The 18,325-nt window shown below is 33.8% G+C and carries 15 protein-coding genes and 1 tRNA gene; 7 read left to right on the top strand and 9 right to left on the bottom strand.

Translation table 11 applies throughout. The annotated features are described in order from the left end of the window. Positions 1–145 precede the first annotated feature (145 nt). Entirely contained in the window at positions 146–634 is a 489-nt protein-coding gene (locus NSQ59_RS16040) for a CcdC family protein (protein ID WP_055740255.1), read from the top strand. A gap of 46 nt (positions 635–680) precedes the next feature. Here the strand turns inward: NSQ59_RS16040 and NSQ59_RS16035 are convergent, their stop codons facing one another. Beyond that, positions 681–1,106, bottom strand: a complete 426-nt coding sequence (locus tag NSQ59_RS16035; protein ID WP_055740254.1) for a DUF2621 domain-containing protein — start codon at positions 1,104–1,106, stop codon at positions 681–683. A gap of 135 nt (positions 1,107–1,241) precedes the next feature. Here NSQ59_RS16035 and NSQ59_RS16030 point away from each other — a divergent pair. After that, positions 1,242–1,338 (top strand) — tRNA-Sec (locus NSQ59_RS16030). Between the two features lie 104 nt (positions 1,339–1,442). Here the strand turns inward: NSQ59_RS16030 and NSQ59_RS16025 are convergent. The 4 genes from NSQ59_RS16025 to istA all read right to left on the bottom strand — a co-directional run bounded on the left by NSQ59_RS16025 (position 1,443) and on the right by istA (position 5,701). Further along, the gene (locus NSQ59_RS16025; RefSeq protein WP_340832305.1) at positions 1,443–2,573 is read right to left on the bottom strand and encodes a tyrosine-type recombinase/integrase; all 1,131 of its coding nucleotides are present in this window, start codon (positions 2,571–2,573) and stop codon (positions 1,443–1,445) included. A 115-nt stretch (positions 2,574–2,688) separates the two neighbouring features. Then, complete coding sequence (locus NSQ59_RS16020; protein WP_340832304.1) at positions 2,689–2,868, bottom strand: helix-turn-helix domain-containing protein; 180 nt, start codon at positions 2,866–2,868, stop codon at positions 2,689–2,691. 788 nt (positions 2,869–3,656) lie between these two features. Then, positions 3,657–4,409, bottom strand: coding sequence for an IS21-like element helper ATPase IstB (istB, locus tag NSQ59_RS16015; RefSeq protein WP_055741248.1), 753 nt, complete (start codon positions 4,407–4,409; stop codon positions 3,657–3,659). A 5-nt stretch (positions 4,410–4,414) separates the two neighbouring features. Continuing rightward, a complete protein-coding gene (gene istA / locus NSQ59_RS16010; RefSeq protein ID WP_055738371.1) occupies positions 4,415–5,701 on the bottom strand; it encodes an IS21 family transposase in 1,287 nt (428 codons plus the stop codon). Between the two features lie 337 nt (positions 5,702–6,038). On the opposite strand from istA, the gene NSQ59_RS16005 reads away from it, so the two are divergent. Together NSQ59_RS16005 and NSQ59_RS16000 are read left to right on the top strand one after the other, a co-directional pair. Beyond that, positions 6,039–6,218: a hypothetical protein gene (locus NSQ59_RS16005; RefSeq protein ID WP_340832303.1), complete on the top strand. Its 180-nt coding sequence runs from the start codon at positions 6,039–6,041 to the stop codon at positions 6,216–6,218. A 363-nt stretch (positions 6,219–6,581) separates the two neighbouring features. After that, positions 6,582–7,741 (top strand): IS3 family transposase gene (locus tag NSQ59_RS16000; protein WP_200915597.1). Its coding sequence is split into 2 segments (ribosomal slippage): positions 6,582–6,843 and positions 6,843–7,741, totalling 1,161 coding nucleotides; the frame shifts between segments, so codons are not numbered across the junction. Between the two features lie 89 nt (positions 7,742–7,830). Here NSQ59_RS16000 and NSQ59_RS27965 read toward each other — a convergent pair. After that, positions 7,831–8,007, bottom strand: coding sequence for a restriction endonuclease (locus tag NSQ59_RS27965; RefSeq protein ID WP_445669244.1), 177 nt, complete (start codon positions 8,005–8,007; stop codon positions 7,831–7,833). Between the two features lie 206 nt (positions 8,008–8,213). On the opposite strand from NSQ59_RS27965, the gene NSQ59_RS15995 reads away from it, so the two are divergent. Then, a complete protein-coding gene (locus tag NSQ59_RS15995) occupies positions 8,214–10,163 on the top strand; it encodes a hypothetical protein (protein WP_340832302.1) in 1,950 nt (649 codons plus the stop codon). A gap of 525 nt (positions 10,164–10,688) precedes the next feature. Beyond that, positions 10,689–10,919, top strand: coding sequence for a helix-turn-helix domain-containing protein (locus tag NSQ59_RS15990; RefSeq protein WP_340832301.1), 231 nt, complete (start codon positions 10,689–10,691; stop codon positions 10,917–10,919). A 359-nt stretch (positions 10,920–11,278) separates the two neighbouring features. On the opposite strand, the gene NSQ59_RS15985 is transcribed toward NSQ59_RS15990, so the two are convergent. Together NSQ59_RS15985 and NSQ59_RS15980 are read right to left on the bottom strand one after the other, a co-directional pair. Continuing rightward, entirely contained in the window at positions 11,279–11,542 is a 264-nt protein-coding gene (locus NSQ59_RS15985) for a hypothetical protein (protein WP_340832300.1), read from the bottom strand. Beyond that, complete coding sequence (locus NSQ59_RS15980; protein ID WP_340832299.1) at positions 11,543–13,627, bottom strand: hypothetical protein; 2,085 nt, start codon at positions 13,625–13,627, stop codon at positions 11,543–11,545. It lies immediately after the preceding gene. A 775-nt stretch (positions 13,628–14,402) separates the two neighbouring features. Here NSQ59_RS15980 and NSQ59_RS15975 point away from each other — a divergent pair. After that, entirely contained in the window at positions 14,403–15,932 is a 1,530-nt protein-coding gene (locus NSQ59_RS15975; protein ID WP_340832298.1) for a hypothetical protein, read from the top strand. 1,062 nt (positions 15,933–16,994) lie between these two features. Here NSQ59_RS15975 and NSQ59_RS15970 read toward each other — a convergent pair. After that, a protein-coding gene (locus NSQ59_RS15970) for an IS3 family transposase (RefSeq protein WP_200915597.1) occupies positions 16,995–18,154 on the bottom strand; the annotation gives its coding sequence in 2 pieces (ribosomal slippage) (positions 16,995–17,893 and positions 17,893–18,154; 1,161 coding nt in all). Between the last annotated feature and the right edge of the window lie 171 nt (positions 18,155–18,325).

Below are 18,325 nucleotides of genomic sequence, written 5' to 3'. Positions count from 1 at the left end.
GCTTTTCGTAAATTGTTAATGCAGATTCAGTTTTAGAACATCTTTTTCGAAATGTTGTTTAACTTAAAGAAAGATGTTTATAATTTTTTCGTCTGCAAAAGCAACATAGTGAAGAAAAGTGCCTTATTAAAGAGGATGATTTTATATGACAGAAATTATCGTTTCATCCATTATCGCCTTATGCATGGGAGCCATGGTAATTTTTATCAGACTTAAGGCATCAAACAAACCTGTTTCCGTAAAAAAAATCATTTTACCTCCATTTTTTATGAGTACGGGTTTCTTAATGTATATCGTTCCCACTTTTCGATTGACATTAGGTGAGGTTTTGGAGTCTATTGTTGTAGGGATGGTATTTTCCACTTTATTAATAAAAACATCTCGGTTTGAAGTACGTGACAATGATATTTATTTAAAACGTTCTAAGGCATTTCCATTTATTTTAATTGGACTTTTAGTCATTCGCTTAGTCATGAAGCTTGTTCTTAGCTCCGAAATAGATGTAGGTCAGTTAAGCGGCATGTTTTTCCTACTTGCATTCAGTATGATTTTACCATGGAGGATTGCGATGTATCTTCAATATCGCAAATTGGCGAATGGGATGGATGAGAACATACAGACAAAAGGGATATAATAAAAAGAAAAAGCGAAGCACTTTGGTGTCTCGCTTTTCTTCTTTTTTAAAATAAATGCTCATATGGAGCCAAATCTATTTGCATTTCATTTAATTTTTTTCTTAAAAATTTATGATCCCTTTTCGGAGTAGCTAGAATATAACCTCGGATAACATGATCTACCGTAATAGACTTTGCTTTATCCTCTAAAGCGACCTCACCTATTTTTCCCGCAATTTTGTGTCTTGCAACATCCCGGAATAATTCAGGTACTGGACTAACCAATTCTTCTAGTAATTCCTTCTTATCATCTGTCCAAAGATTTCTGGTTGTATTAACAAAATGCTCTTCCCAATCCATTACAGATTTCCCATCTTCTTTTGGCAGTTTTTTTAAAAACTTTCGAAACATAAAAAAGCCGCCAATAGCCATTAAAGAGATTAGTATGACTACCCAAAAAAGAATGAACCATAAAAACCAACCTTGAAGCATGAATGAACCCCCCACGAACATTACTATCTTTCTACATTATAGTCAAAAAGGGTTAGTACAGACAAGCGTAAAACAATGTGGTTGCTTCTTACTTGTGAATAATAGGCAAATTCACTATAATAGAAAAAGTGCTATGGGGCTGATTGTGTTGCTGGTGCATGCCGAGGTCTTCAAAACCTTTTGGGAGGCGCGTGCCGTCTCTGCTGGGTTCGATTCCCAGGCAGTCCCGCCATTCATTACATATCAAGGGATTAAGGCTTTACTCTGATTAAGTAGCTAGCCTTGGTTCAATCCCTTTTATTATTCTGGGTGCCGCGTGGGTGCCAAAAGGGTGCTTCACTGCTCGTTATCGTCTTCCTCATCAAAAAGTTCAACAGCCTGTTCTTGTAAAGAAGGAATCGCGTGACTATATAAATCCATTGTGATTCCAATTTTAGAGTGACCTAAACGTTCACTGACAATTTTGGGATGCACATTTTTTTCTAGCAAAATGGAAGCGTGAGAATGTCTTGTGTCGTGAAAACGGGAATCCTTTAACCCTGCCCGTTTAACCGCACTTTTATAAGCTCGGTGTAACTCTTGGGGGTTAAGATAATGACCATTTGAATTGAAAAAAACTAGATCATTGGCATTAAAGCCATCTCCTAAACTTTTCTTTAATTCTTGATAACGATTGTAGTGGCTTTTTAAAAAATTCATCAATTTTTTTCCAATCACAATCGTTCGATCTTTTCCACCCTTTGTCAGATCCCTGATTTGTACGTTGAAATTTTCATCCTCATATGCTGTTTTGGTAATAGCCATTCGTCGATTATCAAAATTGATATCTGTCCACTGTAAAGCACGTAACTCACCTAAACGTGCGCCTGTATGGCCTGCAGAGTATATTATTGGGTAATATACAGTACTTGATTTCGCAGCTTCCAAAAGTCGGTCCAATTCCTCTTTGGAATAGAAAGTCGGCCTAAATTTCTTTGGCTTGGGTGGCTTGGCCCTCGGGACGACATTTTTGCTCACAAATTCCCAATCTACCGCATCATTTAATGCTTTTGATAACAATCGATGAAGATGTTTGATTGATTGAGCCGATAAAGTATCCAGTTTATTTAAATAATAATTCTGCAGTTGTACAGGGCTTAACTCGTGCAATTTGATATGCCCCAGCCCAGGTTTTAGATGTACAAGAATGATTCGCTCATAACCTTTGTAGGTATTGGGAGCCGTATTTGATTTGGCATACGCTTTAAGCCAATAATCTAAATAATCACCCAGGAACAGATCCTTTTTATACTTATCGTTTGCCAATTCCTTTTGAAGCTCTGCTATAGCAAGATCTAGAGCTGCTTTAGCCTCTCTTTTAGTTTTGAAATTCTTTTTGACCTTTCGTTTTCGGTTTTCTTTTGTACCAACTTCAATAGTGTAATAAAAGGTACCAGTCTTTTTGTCTTTTGTTACGCGACTAATCATAGTCAGTTACCTCCTTAAAATGACTGGGCACCTAAACTCAAATCACCATTATCAGTATGACTTACCGTTTAAAGGTTTAAACCTTGGTGGAGTGAGTTTAAGAGCCGTATAATCTTTAATTTTCTCCCTCTAACCATTTCTGGATTGATTTTTTAGGTATAAGTATCCTGGAGCCGACTTTTACCGTATGAAATTCCCCGGTATGAACCAGCTCATAGGCCTTAGCCCTGCTGATTCCTAAAAACTCCGTGATATCTTTTACAGTTAGGACATCCTTTAATTCTTCATATCGCATACCGTTCCCCCCTTATTAATTGATATTGAGTTAAAAAAATGGACACGTACTTATGAAATGCTTTTAAATAGATAATTCAGTCCCTATATACTTTTGTAAATAGTAATTTCTGCCTCCTTTAATCAAGCAAAAAAGCACCGCTAATAAGAATATTGAGGAAAAAAATTCATCAAGATTCTTGTTAACGGTGCTTCCGTGTTGTTTAAATTTATTTTTTTATTTAACTTACCACTTATTTTCATAATATCTCACACAATTTTGAATGGCAATTAGAAGCACATCAAAAATTATAAAATATTTAGTTATCCACATTTATGGTTTTTAATAGATAAAGAAAATCCGAAATGGAATTAAACTTTGTGTGAATATTACCATTAGAAGGACGGACAAGCTAAGATTAAAAAACACTTATTCCTTAAGTAGGGGCTGGTTGCGATGCAAAACAGCCACCGTCGGTTAAACCAATTGATTCTGTTCACGAGCATAAATGTATAAGAGTATAATTAATAGGACTACTAATTGAAGTTAACCCAGAATGTTAGAGTTTTTATTAAACATCTAATTGGTTGGCATGGATACTATATTGAATCGGACGTATAAACTGAGGTCGTGGAAGAAGGAATACTACTACCATCCCGTCTTTTCTATGACTTTCTCTCTTGAATTACTCATTTTTAGATCCGATACCCAGAAAGGAACATTCCCCAAAGCATATTTTTCCTTTACTTAACCCGCTATAAATGTCAACACAAATATGTACACTTTCGCTTGTATAAGAATGTACAAAATTACTCATTTTCTTTCGCTAAATGATCTTTTAAGCGATACGATTCTCCCACGATTGTAACGACAGTCGCGTGATGTAAAATTCGATCTAGAATCGCGTTTGCTAACTTCGGCTCTTGAAAGATTTCATCCCATGATTTAAAGTTCACATTCGTTGTCAATATGGTACTTCGTTTTTCATAACGCATGTCTATGAGCTGGAAAAAGAGCTTCGCATCTTCGGCATCAATAGGTAAATAACCTATTTCATCAATTATAAGCAGCTTGTATTTTGTATAATGCTTTAAACGGGCTTCTAATCGATTTTCTAGGCGTGCTCTCTTTAGATTTTGAATGAGGTCATGACACTTTATAAAATAAGTACTAGTTCGTTTCTTTGCTGCCGTAATTCCGATGGAAGTGGCCAAATGGGTTTTCCCGACGCCACTTGGACCTAGAAAAACGATATTCTCATTCTTTTCAATAAAGCGAAGCGTTAAAAAGTCTAAAATCTGTTGCTGATTGACGGACGTTTGAAAACTAAAATCAAAATCCTTTATTTCTTTTAAGTGCGGAAACGCACCCACTTTGACCATCGATTGAATCATATTTTGCTCGCGTACATCGATCTCATAATTCGTTAATTTGATAAGTGTATCAATGAACGACATTTGATTATTCACGCTGAAATCGATGACTTCGTTTAAATGCAATGTCATTTGCTTTAACTTTAAATACTCTAAATTTTGTAGGAGTCGTTGGTAATTCGTTGTCATTGGATTCATTTTTTATACACCTCTCCAATCGCCGCTAAATTTCGTTTGGCCAAATCATTTATATCTGGAAAATAAGGCATAGATACACCAAGTGCTTCTTGATAATGAGCCTCCTGATAATTTAGCTTCTTGTTACTTATAGGGTGTTGGGCGATCAACTCTGTGTTATAATAAATCCATAATTGATCATCATACACTTGTAAGCCTACTTTCTTTCCTTGGTACTTTGCGGGTACCGAGTATTGATTCGATTTGTAGGAAATCATGTTTGAGGCATTGACTTTGACAAGCGTATGTTTGATGCGATAAGAATCTCTTACTTTCTCAGTTGGTAGCTGGTGTAAGAGGTTCTTTTCTTTTTTAAATTCAAAAATAGGAATCTTCCCCGTACCTTGATGCATTTCATGATTTATCCGATTACTTAAATCTTGCACAAACTGATGTAACTCTTCGAGGGTTAGCTGTCCCTGATAAGCATGGATTTCATCCAGTAGCTTCATTGTTGTTTCTACTTTTCCTTTTGTTCTTGGTCGACCAGCTATACATGGTCTCACTTTAAAGCCAAAGTCTTTCGCAAATTGAGCGAACTTAGGATTTACTTTTCCAGCGAAATACTCTGTTCGTGCTTCATCCATTACGGTTTTCATGTTATCCGTCACAATTTCATCAGGTACTCCCCCAAATGTTTCAAATGCATCCGTTAGAAATGATAGAAGCACACGTTGAGATTTTGAGACACTTAAATGAAAAGCACGGAATCGCGAATAAGAGAGAAGAAAAACTGCCACATTCACCTCTACTTGTTCCCCATCCTTTGTTTCAAATAGGATACTTTCTTTCCAATCCAACTGGGCTTGTTTTCCTGGTGGTGTTTCATATCGAACCACTCCTTTAGGTGAGGCAATCCGTTTATCTTCCTCAAAATAAGCTTTAAATTCTGGTGTACGTGCAATATAAGCACGAAATGCAGAGTCTGAACATTGTAATCCATGATTATCTTTTAAATACTGCCAAAGTACCCGTCGGTAATAGAAAACTTGTTTAGAATCCTCGGAGAGGAGAGCTGCAATGATCTCATAATACTCATCTATTTTGGATGGCTTTTCTCTCTTCCGTTTCGGCACAAATCCCTTTAGGTATTTGTCAATTGTCCTACGATCTACACCTAACTCTTCTGCTAATTTACTCTTATTGATTTTCATTTTTAAATGCTCCATTAGTTGTTTGAATTTTGGTAAGTCTGAAAGACTAGTAATCTCAAAATTGGTTTCAACATTTAGCGCCATATACATACTAATCACCCCAAGATTAGTATGAAATGAGCAATCCATTTTGTACATCTTTATTCAAGCACGATTGTACATATTTAAATTAGCATTTCTAACCCGCCTCAGAAGTGAAGCTATAGTTAGAATTTTTTGACCCGAAGCAATATTATATATAAATATTCTTGTTAGCTATTCGATATTTTTCGCAAGTGTAAATCTACCACACATAATACATGTTCTCTCAACTAATTATTTTGTTTATACAAAAGCATTCTCATGAACTATTAATAATTATCAATTATTCACTTTAAAAACTTGGTACGGAAAAATGGTTAATGAATTTAGGTCTAGGGGTAATATTATGATAACTGTGATGTTAAATGGTATGGTTCTTATGAAGTCAAACTTTATGGAGAAGGATATTTCATTAATTAAAGAAATTATTCACGTATTTGGAGTTAATCAATCTCTCTTATATATGGGAAACCAAGTGAAGTTTTTTGATAGATTCAAAGAACATGATAAACGTTCTTTGAATTAACGTATGCGAAATAGTTGAGGAAATCGTGCTAAAAAAAGATACGAATTACAAGGTAGGGAACGGAATCACAATTGGATAATAAATGAAATGAATTTACGCCCTTGATTATGGCTTTTTTATCTTTTTTATCTCCGAATCATCGAGATCAATTAGCTTAACACGGTTATACTTTGCAAATTCCTCTACAGCATGGAGTAAATTAGTTAGTTGTAACAACCATTGCGCCATAAGCATTTTAATAGGTGACAGTACTTGTGATTTGTTGAACGGTTGACAATCCGATAGTAATGTTATTGATGCTAGACTAAATAGTAGACACAGATTGTTATAATAAAAATATCAACTATAACGAGGTGTGTCAGGATGGCAAGAGGTAACGGCAATCGATACGAAGAGGCATTTAAAATTGAAACAGTTAAGTATATCAATGAAAACCATAAGTCTGTAGCTCAAGTTGCTAGAGAAGTGGGGGTCAATGAAAATACTTTATATAGCTGGTTGAAGAAATACGGCCAACAACCAGAGATTAAAGCTGTAAAATCTTTTTCCTCAGAATCAGCTGAATTAAGGGCCCTTCAGAAAGAAATTCGTGATCTACAGGAGGAGAATGAAATTTTAAAAAAGGCGATGCACTACTTCGCAAAAAGCCCTCGGTAAAATATGAATTCATTCATGAAAATCGCTCCCAATTCCGAGTGGAGAAGATGTGCAGCGTTCTGGGAGTTTCTAAAAGTGGTTACTTCAAATGGTTAAAACAACCGATAAGTAACAGGAAGAAACAACACGAGAAATTATCACAAAAGATTTTACAGACCCACCTAGAATTCAAGCAACGTTACGGCAGTGTTAAAATTGCTAAAACGCTCAATAGTCGTGGCGTAAAAGTAAGTGTGCGTACGGTCTCACGTATTATGACAAAGAACCAATGGAAGTCTTGTATAGTCAAAAAATACAAGGCTACGACCAATTCGAAACATGCACATCCAGTAAGTGAAAATGTCTTAAATCGACAATTTAAACCTTGTAAACCAAACCAAGTGTGGGTAACGGATATAACTTATATCCCGACCAATGAGGGCTGGTTGTATTTAGCAAGTGTAATGGATTTATATTCTCGTAAAATAATAGGTTGGGCAATGGGCAAAACCATGACAAAGGAATTGGTTATCTCTGCATTAAAGATGGCTTACAAGCGTCAAAAACCCGGAAAAGGTGTTATTCATCATTCAGACAGAGGTGTTCAATATGCTTCTTCTGAATATCAAAAGCTATTAAAAAAATACCATATGGTTGGTAGCATGAGCCGAAAAGGAAACTGTTATGACAACGCTTGTATCGAGTCCTTTCACGGTATTCTTAAACGTGAGCTAGTGTATCAAATAAAATATAAAACTAGAGAAGAAGCGAAGAAATCATTGTTCGAATACATCGAGTTCTTTTACAATTCAAAGCGGATCCATTCAACGTTGGGATACTATACGCCGAATGAATTTGAGCGAATGTATAGAAAATCTGCAGCTTGATTTTACCTTCATAAAAAAGTTTAAATCGCACTTTATTTAAACTTTTTTATGAAGGCAACCAAGCGAAAGCGCGGTAGAAAAATCTGTGTCTATTTTCTTGACGTAGTATCAGTTATACCTCTTCGCTTGTATATATCGTATTTCTTAACACGTTTGCTCAAAATTAGGTCAGCACCAAAATCACCACTACCTTTAGTTACTTTAGCTCGATAACCTAACCGCTTAAACAATGGCGCTAAGAAGTGCTTGAATTCATGACTATTCATATCACCCATTTTATATAACTCTTTTGCGCGTAAGTGCTTGCGAAAAGGTGCTTAAGCAGTGTGTTCTTGGGATTTATTTCAAATCTTTTTCTAAATTAAAGGGATTTATTTTTATGAGAGTAAAGACATAAAGTTATTTTTCATATTGTATAAGAATACTTCTAGCAGAATGGTGAATACTCCTTCCTAAGAAGGAGTCGAGAATCGTGCTACTAAGTAATTACGCAGATGTAAGATGTACATACAGAAATAAGAAGGATTATGAACACTTAGAATATATTACATTTAAGAACAATGGCATCGTACAAATAAGAATAGAAGATTTGGCTCCAGGGTGTGAATCCGAAGTAGAAATACTTTGTGATTTTTGTGCTAAAGAAGGCAGAATTAATGTGTTTCCTAGAAAATATAGTCGTTACATACAAAGCAGAAAAGTTATAGAAATTGATAGTTGTTACGAATGTGGAAAGAAGAAAATCCAAATGGTTCACATGAAGCGATACAATGTTAGTAATCCTTCTCAAATTGAATCCGTGAGAAGAAATAGGTCTGAGATGAATCGATTTTCGAATAAAGAGCTGGCTTCTCGTTTATCAAAAAAAGAATTAACTTTTGTTTCATCTTTTAGTGAAAGTGATAAAAACTATGTTCAATATACATGTGATACCCATATTGAAGCTGGTATTTTTACTATTCCTGTTAGTCGTTTGAAGAACATAAAAGGGTGTCCGAAATGTGCGAAAGATAGAAATAAAGGGGCCACTCACCATAGTTGGAAAGGAGGATGCAAAGAATTATATAATTTTCTACGAGATGCTAATATTGAATGGAAAGCTCAATCGTTGGAAAAATATGGAAATAGGTGTGTTCTTACACAAACTAAGGATAATCTTCACATTCATCATTTGTATCCATTCAGTAAGATTGTCAAAATCGTATTTGAAGAACTTAAAATGCCTATTTTTCAGCATCGAGGTGACTATTCTGAAGATGAGATAAAATTGATTCTTCAAAAGTTTTTTGAAGTTCAAGCAAGGTTCCCATTAGGTATACCCATAAAGAATGAACTACATAATGAGTTTCACAAAATATATGGGAAAGATAAAGCTACTCCAGAAGACTTCAAAGACTATGTATTTAGATATCATCAAAAACAAATAGAATTCAAGGATTCAAACTTTCTTAGTGGTATACAAAATTTTCATGATTATAAGCAAAACGCAACATCCAAATATACAGGGGTTGTCTATACACAGGGACGATATGTTGTTTCATTTAAACATAAAGGCGACACTGTTCGAGTTGGTTCCTTTGGATATGAAGTGGACGCTGCAATTGCCTATAACGAATCTGTTATTAAGTACAGAGGACCATTGGCAAAATTAAACCGAATAAACCCAAAAGACATAGAATTACGTGATTTGGATATCAAACAAAGAAAACATGAACGTATGTATCATTATCCTAAGACTAATTCCTCTTCTCGGTTTCATGGCGTTTTTAAAATAAAAGGAAAAGTAGGGATCTACTATGGTTTTAAACTAGAAATAGATAAAATACCATATATCGCCAGTTATTCATACGAACTTGTTGCAGCCTACCAATACAACCTACTTGCAAAAAAACTGCTTGGAAAAGAAGCTAAACTAAATTTTTTAACGGAAGAAGAAACAGCCTTTGCTGTTGAGAAGTCCACATATTTTGACCACAGAAAAGAGGCGGAAACCATTTACTCATGTATTAAATTTTCTGATGGAAAATGGTGGTGTAGATTTACACACAATAAAGAGTCCCACTATGTAGGAAAATTCGAGACGGACTTGGAAGCTGCGATTGTGTACAACAAATATATTAAAAAAAGTGGATTAGATAGAAAACTTAATAAGATTACAGAAGTTGATGAGCACTTATTTCAAAAAGAAAAAACAATGGAATTTGACCAATCCATTTATTTTAAACACAAAGATAGAGAAAAATTCGCTACTATTTATTCATGCATGCGTCCACGATATGGGAGATGGCAAGCTGAATTTGTACACGAAGGAAAATACCACTATGTAGGTTTATATATAACAGAGAAAGAGGCTGCATATGCATATAATGAATATGTTTTGAACCATAATCTAAACAGAAAACTAAATAATATTTTAAATTGAAATAAGCTAAAAAAGATTATCTTCTATTATTGATTTAATTAAGTACAAATAAGTAACTGTACATCAAAAATAATTGTATTCCATATTTATTCGTTATACCAATCGCCTAATAGTTCATTTTTTAGTTTTGTATATTATGCTCATATTATCAGATATCGCTTAATTCTAATGATTCTTCTACTTTTGGCATTAAATTCGGGGTGTTCAATGTTTCTAAGTTGGTATAACCATATCTTTTTTACGTTTATATTATTACTATCTATAAACTGCTTATTTCCATTTACAATTTTTTTATTATCAAAAACAAACCATGTTCAATCTTTATTGATTCATTAAGGTTTTTAACCACTATATCTTTATGTAAGCTACAATCAGACTAACCTGATTAATTGTTTCTTTGTTATTCTTACTCCTATGACTACAAAAAGCAGGTTATTGCCAAATATATTTGGGAAAATGTATAAATGTTGTCCATTGTGTCTAAAATGTTAAAAATGACTTTATAATTGGGAGCGATTTCAGAATATGTCTAAGTTACATGATATTTTTGAAATACCAGATGATGAAGTTCTTCATATAGAGGACATTTCAGAAATGACAAAAATGCATGTAGAGAGTGTACGCAGATGGTGTCGTTCTGGAAAATTACAAAGTTATAACTTTGGGAACAAATACATTGTGGTAGGGTCTGATTTTAAAAATTTTATGAGAATGTCAATGGTTAAACCTAGATGGGAACGGATGTTAAATGAGTAGAGAATATGTTTATCTTTCTTTTTTTAAAACTAATAAAATAGATTATATTTTCCGATCTAATTTGAAGATGATAGAATTTCCGTGTATACATTGTTTATCTACTGCAACGATGGACAGTCAAACATCGGCTTGGAATTGTATTCAATGCGGCAAAAAGGGGAATATTAGAAATTTAATTGAATATGCGAAACATAACACTTTTAGACGAATGTACGTTCCTAAAAAAGAACAGAAATCAATTATCACCATGTTAGATCGCATATCAAAAAAATATCCTCAAGAACAAAGACTGTTAGTTTTAAAAGACAAGGTTAAAACATTAATCAATTACTATGAAAAAACACCGTAGTCAATGATGACTAACGGTGTTTTCTATTTTTGTTCATATACCATTGAAGGGCAAAAATCTTAAAATCTCTGCCCAAGATTTTGTATGCTCCAAATGGGGAAAGGGTCTTTACATACCCGGATCGGCACCAACGTCTAACCGTTTCCTCATGAACACCAATTAAATTTGATATATTTTTGGTGGTAAGAATTATTTCATCGTCTATAGCTGCAATGATTGGAAAGTTCTTTAATTCATCTAATTCCTGTACTTCTTTAGTAAACTCTAAGAACATTTAATCAACTCCTTGTAATTTAGTTTGAAGCTGTTTTTGTTGACTTAGAAGTAGTTGCCGTTCTTTTATCCACTGCTGCTCCGTATAATGCTTTGGTTTTTCTCGTATGACTTGTAACTGTTTATCGAGTGTCTGCAACTGTTGCTGGAATACCTTCATTTCTTCAGATTCTACTTCCTGTTCTTCCTGAATAGCAAAGGTTGGAATACGATAACCTTTTGAAATTTCCCATTCAATTAACTTTTCAAGATCCCAAGGAAAATTAATGGTTAAATCAAGAACTTGATAGTATTGGTCTTTCGTAATGTCCGCTAAATAATATTCTTCACCTACTGTTTTTGAAGGTTTGTGGCGTAATTGATGATCAGAAGCGGTTCTTTTTGCTTCATTTAAACCCTGATCCTTTGTAATGAATGTACGCATAATAGTATTATTCAGTGAGTGTCGTGATGCCTTGAAGATAAAGTCTTTTTTTCTGACATCATCAAGAAAATCTAGTCTTATTCGTAAACGATTGATAAATTCAAATCGAATGCGTTTATGATAAGGGTGATTCGGCAATGCATAATCAGGTCTAAAAAGATAGCCTTTTCCCCGTGGATGTTTCTCTCCTTGCAGTCGATAAAGCCGGGACAAATAGATATTCAATTGTTTAACCGTATCCTCTGGGATAGGGGTATGAAAATCTGGATGGGAAGGGCTGTTATCCTGTTTTGTTATAGATGCGGGTAAAGTGAGGAGTCCCCATCCATTCTCATCCTGGTCAACAAGTCCTTCGGAATTTAGTTTAAAATGTGAAATATCAATCTCGGATAATTCCTCTGGCCTAATTCCACACGAACAACAAAGTTGCCACATCGTTGCATTCTTAACCGGATCTCGTGCTTTTACATCTTCCAAGATGTACTGCTTGATTAAAACCATTTGTTCTCTAGTTAAAAATGTCTTCGATTTCTTTTCGTAGTCTGACAGATTAATGTCGTGAATGGTCGTTGGAAATTGGTTTAAAAACTTCTTGAATCGAAGATCTATCCTTTTAAAATCACGTAGATCTTGTAAATCATCACTTTCAGTCGCATCTTCCTCAAGTTTTTCTAACAAATAGTAAAAAAAAGGACGAAAGGCGTGATAAATTTGAATAAGTGTCATAGGTTTGCGTTTGACTGCTAAAAAAGCAAAATCATCTTTTGAGATGGAATAAATATCAAAGACCTCTGGATTATAGGCTTGTGGCGTTTCATTTCGAAAAAAAGGGTTTTTGTGAAAATCCTCTTCAATCCCACAGCGTCCAGAAATGATTACGACCAAAGCAGATGAGAGTTTGGATTTTATGTTCTTTAGAGTTTCAGATTTTTTAGCAATAGATGATTGTGAACGATATCCATTATAATTTATTTTTCCCCCACGATTTCGATAAAGGAGGTATTCTGATATAATTTGTTTTTGCGATGAACTTAATAAATCAAAAGCTCTAAGGACCTTATCTTTCTTTTGTTCTGATACACGATATCTAAATTCTTGTTTGAGGGATGGAAGCAACTTTAATATATCTTCTTCATCATAGAGATTCGTTCCAGCAAGATGGTCTGGTTGGGGTAATAACCCCATTTTTCTATATTCTTGTAATCTTTCCCTTGAGATTAGTGTTGTATGAGCTGCAATTTGTTCAATCGTATTATATCGTCTTTGTAATAGCTTTGATTCGATGAAAAAATAGTGATATCTCTCGTCAAGATATGGTTTGCCAGGAGACCGAAGCCTAGGCACTCTTACAATCATCTCATCCCATTTTCCTTCATGTATTTCACTAAGTAATTGTTGATTCGTTTTATTCAAAATGGGAGCAACACGATAAGAAATCAGATAATCTTGATGAGCATCATAATAATGAAAAGACTTTGTATGAGTTGTATAGTAATCTTTGATGATTGGTATTATTTCTTTGTTCACAAGCCATGTATACTCTTTATCTTCCTTTAAATAGGAAGAGAAAGGTTCTTGTTGGATTAGATAGTTGAAATTTGGTGCAAATATCCCGCTTTTTATGGCAGCTTGTCTTCTTGTTAACCATTCGATTTGATCCATTTATTTTTCTCCTTTCCCTGTTAGAAGTTTAGTAACCATTATGTTCACAGGTAAACCGAAACATACCTAAACAGAACACACACGTTGTACAACTAATAAGAAAGCATTAATAAAGTTTATTAGATTATAGGTTGTTGTAGTACGTGTGCAATGTGTGTGTCTACACTACATTTTTTAACTGTTAAAAATAGTTTTCCGAAATAAATTTCGTTTAAAAGCACATAACGTAACATTTTTCGTTTTTTCAATTAATCATTAACATTTCAATGCTTTCTCCTTTCTGTAGTGATGTGTTTTGATCATTTGCATCATTCCTTTCAAACAAAAAGAAGCACTTCGTTTGAATGAAATTTGTCATTTCAATTCAATCGAAGTGCTCCTTCGTACAACTGTTCTTAAATAAAAATGTTCTTGATTTAAAGAGTAGCAAATAGTAATATTAAATGCAAGAAAGTCAGAGATAAGTATTGTAATTATTTATCTCAAGATATGGTTATGGTTTCCGTATGTAGTAGAGGCTACTACATTTTTTCTTTCTAAAGTAGATTTAATTGTTATTGCTTAAGATTGTAATTTATGATTTAATAGTGCTAGAAATAAAAATCGATATACAATCTTTTAATAATTGAATAAATTTAAAAATGCGGAAGCACCGCTAAAGTTCTTGATGGGTAATTTTGAAATACCTGCATCGAGCATTTTAGTGGTGCTTTGTTTTTTTTGCTTATCAGGTAACTGAATTACTAATAACTTATAAACAAGGCGGAGACAAAAAATGTCATACAGTATACATAATCCAAAGTTAGATAGAGCACTAATAAGAGATTATTCAAACAAAAACCTCAACATGTCTAAAATAGCTATATCCTTACTCCTTCGACTAGCTCCGTTTGTAGATCGTGATGGTCGTATCCATTTAGATAAAGAATACATTAGACAACAACTATTCTGTGACCGCCGCACATTAAATGATGCTCTTTTGGAGTTATGTAATTCCACATACAAAGGCAAGAAACTAGTAACTTATGAAAATGGTTATTATGTTTCTCATTTCCACCTGTTCACAAAAGGGGAGGACTCTTACCAAAAACACTTACTATTCTTCAACTCTCCAGAATTTTTAAATCTATCCAAAAACCAAACTCGTTTATTCTTATACGTTGCTACTTTAAATGTACGAAACCAATACACTAAAGTGGCTATTGAAAACCTATATAAAAACAAATTGCATGACTTAAGATATGGCATGCATGTTTATGACGACTACCAAAGTTTGACCGAGGATCTTTTCCATCTTATCGACCTTAACTTAATCCATGTTCGTCTACCAGGACAGTCTTCTTATATAGATAAAAGTAATCCTAATTATAAGGGACTATTCCATTCAATTTGTGGTTTTGTAAACAACAAAAAGCTTCGTACAAGCAAATATCATAAAAATAAGCATGTGATTGGTTTAAAAATTAATCCGGACCTTTACAACGAAAAAGCTATACAGAATATAGCAAGTGAAACGGAAATTCGCTTACTGGCTGAACGCTACCATATGTACCATGAAGATATGAAAGCTGATACATTTGATTTATTTACTGGTAAGAAGAAACAATTAATTGAAAAGTTTGGTTTAGCCGGTCTACAAATTTATCGTTCTTCACTGGAAAAATATTTCAAAGAGAAAAACGAAAATATTTTATACTATGATCTTCTTGGAAAAGCAGAGAATCACTTTACAGACTTTTACCTATTAGAGGAAATCAAGAAGGTTATTTTAGCTGCAATCAAACACGAATTAGGAAATAGTAGAGCATTTTCAGATACTGGCTACTCATTCAATCTAACCAATATTCCATTATTAGTTGAGTATTTCGTTGCAAATTCAAGTGACGAGCAGAAAGTGTTAATCGACCAAGATATTCAAACGATCGAAGAAGCACATGAGTTAATGTCAGAACTATCTTCAGAAGAACCTTGGACAAGTTTACAAGAGTCTATTGATTTAGTTTATACAAAACACATCCCATTGATGAAGCAATTGTTTGAAGAAGAATGTGCTAAATACGGCATAGTACGAACTAAATCTATTTTCAAAAGAGAAGAACAAAAAGAACTCATCGTTTCTTTGGCCAGGGAATCCTTATTATCTCAACAAGAAGAAATGGATAAAAAGGCTAAAAAACTTAAACAAGTCGTTCGCTTTTACAGAAAGAAACAAGTTCCATATGAAATGAAATTAAAAGATGAGCTACCAAAGCAAGAGACACACATACGTTTTGCGGACGTACACTATAATTGGTTAGAAGAATAAGCTGTAACCTTTTTAAAAAAGAAAAGGTCACGGCTTATTCGTAATGAGGTGAAAAGGAACAAAAAGGACAAAGCTAAATACTTAACCAATAATAGAACTAAAACCTCGTGAGGAAATATTCATTTGTTCCAATGAGGTTATTTTTTTTATGTTTAATTTCCATTTTATTGAAAATCAAATCAATTATCGAATTACCTATTACTATTTGCCCATCAGTAAAAGAATTAAGACTTCGTAATATCAGTTAGTGTTCTTCAAAAAAAATTTATTATCTTAATTACCAAATATCCTTGTAAAACTTGTTTTGTCAGAAAAATCACTAAAATCTCCGAACCCTTGTGCAATAAAGTAGTCAGCCACTCGATTTTCTGTTGACCAGATTCTTAATTTTTTTTGTAATTAGGTTTGTAATAGCTTTTGTAATTTCATTTGAAACAAGAAATGTTATTTAGTTTGTTATTCAACATAGGCAAACACATAATGAAAATTTTCATATTTACAGTTCTTGTTTTAAAATGAACTATGATATAATTATTTTGACAATCTGTTACATACTTATTTTTAAGATAGAATTTCATTCATAAAAATCGGAAACACCGATACACAGAGAAATATTGTATATCGGTGCTTTTTTTGTTTGTTTAATACGAATTTTTCTTTATCGTGATAAAACGTGAACTCGCTTCCTATAATAAATATTAGAAGGTGCACATATTCGTCTTATCGTTAAGTTCCTATAATTATAGGGTAGAGATAGGGGATTATTGGTTTGCGTCCATGAGAGTTATGTTCTATTTTTCTATACATAACACTAACTAGTCTAACCAAGTTTAGTTAGTGTAAACATACCAAAAATGAACTGAACCCAAAAATTAGACACGAATTTTTTGGGTTCAGTTCACAGGATACCATGTTACTTTATTTGAACTTAAATTTGTAACTTGAACATCTTGATACTACGTCAAGAAAATAGACACAGATTTTTCTACCGCGCTTTCGCTTGGTTGCCTTCATAAAAAAGTTTAAATAAAGTGCGATTTAAACTTTTTTATGAAGGTAAAATCAAGCTGCAGATTTTCTATACATTCGCTCAAATTCATTCGGCGTATAGTATCCCAACGTTGAATGGATCCGCTTTGAATTGTAAAAGAACTCGATGTATTCGAACAATGATTTCTTCGCTTCTTCTCTAGTTTTATATTTTATTTGATACACTAGCTCACGTTTAAGAATACCGTGAAAGGACTCGATACAAGCGTTGTCATAACAGTTTCCTTTTCGGCTCATGCTACCAACCATATGGTATTTTTTTAATAGCTTTTGATATTCAGAAGAAGCATATTGAACACCTCTGTCTGAATGATGAATAACACCTTTTCCGGGTTTTTGACGCTTGTAAGCCATCTTTAATGCAGAGATAACCAATTCCTTTGTCATGGTTTTGCCCATTGCCCAACCTATTATTTTACGAGAATATAAATCCATTACACTTGCTAAATACAACCAGCCCTCATTGGTCGGGATATAAGTTATATCCGTTACCCACACTTGGTTTGGTTTACAAGGTTTAAATTGTCGATTTAAGACATTTTCACTTACTGGATGTGCATGTTTCGAATTGGTCGTAGCCTTGTATTTTTTGACTATACAAGACTTCCATTGGTTCTTTGTCATAATACGTGAGACCGTACGCACACTTACTTTTACGCCACGACTATTGAGCGTTTTAGCAATTTTAACACTGCCGTAACGTTGCTTGAATTCTAGGTGGGTCTGTAAAATCTTTTGTGATAATTTCTCGTGTTGTTTCTTCCTGTTACTTATCGGTTGTTTTAACCATTTGAAGTAACCACTTTTAGAAACTCCCAGAACGCTGCACATCTTCTCCACTCGGAATTGGGAGCGATTTTCATGAATGAATTCATATTTTACCGAGGGCTTTTTGCGAAGTAGTGCATCGCCTTTTTTAAAATTTCATTCTCCTCCTGTAGATCACGAATTTCTTTCTGAAGGGCCCTTAATTCAGCTGATTCTGAGGAAAAAGATTTTACAGCTTTAATCTCTGGTTGTTGGCCGTATTTCTTCAACCAGCTATATAAAGTATTTTCATTGACCCCCACTTCTCTAGCAACTTGAGCTACAGACTTATGGTTTTCATTGATATACTTAACTGTTTCAATTTTAAATGCCTCTTCGTATCGATTGCCGTTACCTCTTGCCATCCTGACACACCTCGTTATAGTTGATATTTTTATTATAACAATCTGTGTCTACTATTTAGTCTAGCATCATAATTGATGATCTATTAACTATAACTGAATTGAAGACATTACTTCTAAATAATCCATATGAAATTTATGCAATTGTAAATGAAAGTTTAAAAAATGAGGAGC

The organism is Margalitia sp. FSL K6-0131, assembly GCF_038008735.1.
GTDB classification, from domain to species: domain Bacteria; phylum Bacillota; class Bacilli; order Bacillales; family Bacillaceae_C; genus Margalitia; species Margalitia shackletonii.
Note: the sequence above shows the minus strand (reverse complement) of the source record. Positions and strands in the feature narration are given on the sequence as shown.

Coding starts and splice junctions, on each gene's coding strand:
- NSQ59_RS15985 (WP_340832300.1), bottom strand. CDS start 11,542: ATGTTCTTAGAGTTTACTAAAGAAGTACAGGAATTAGATGAATTAAAG.
- NSQ59_RS27965 (WP_445669244.1), bottom strand. CDS start 8,007: ATGAATAGTCATGAATTCAAGCACTTCTTAGCGCCATTGTTTAAGCGG.
- NSQ59_RS16020 (WP_340832304.1), bottom strand. CDS start 2,868: ATGCGATATGAAGAATTAAAGGATGTCCTAACTGTAAAAGATATCACG.
- NSQ59_RS15990 (WP_340832301.1), top strand. CDS start 10,689: ATGTCTAAGTTACATGATATTTTTGAAATACCAGATGATGAAGTTCTT.
- NSQ59_RS16005 (WP_340832303.1), top strand. CDS start 6,039: ATGATAACTGTGATGTTAAATGGTATGGTTCTTATGAAGTCAAACTTT.
- NSQ59_RS16035 (WP_055740254.1), bottom strand. CDS start 1,106: ATGCTTCAAGGTTGGTTTTTATGGTTCATTCTTTTTTGGGTAGTCATA.
- NSQ59_RS16025 (WP_340832305.1), bottom strand. CDS start 2,573: ATGATTAGTCGCGTAACAAAAGACAAAAAGACTGGTACCTTTTATTAC.
- NSQ59_RS15980 (WP_340832299.1), bottom strand. CDS start 13,627: ATGGATCAAATCGAATGGTTAACAAGAAGACAAGCTGCCATAAAAAGC.
- NSQ59_RS15975 (WP_340832298.1), top strand. CDS start 14,403: ATGTCATACAGTATACATAATCCAAAGTTAGATAGAGCACTAATAAGA.
- NSQ59_RS16040 (WP_055740255.1), top strand. CDS start 146: ATGACAGAAATTATCGTTTCATCCATTATCGCCTTATGCATGGGAGCC.
- istB (WP_055741248.1), bottom strand. CDS start 4,409: ATGACAACGAATTACCAACGACTCCTACAAAATTTAGAGTATTTAAAG.
- istA (WP_055738371.1), bottom strand. CDS start 5,701: ATGTATATGGCGCTAAATGTTGAAACCAATTTTGAGATTACTAGTCTT.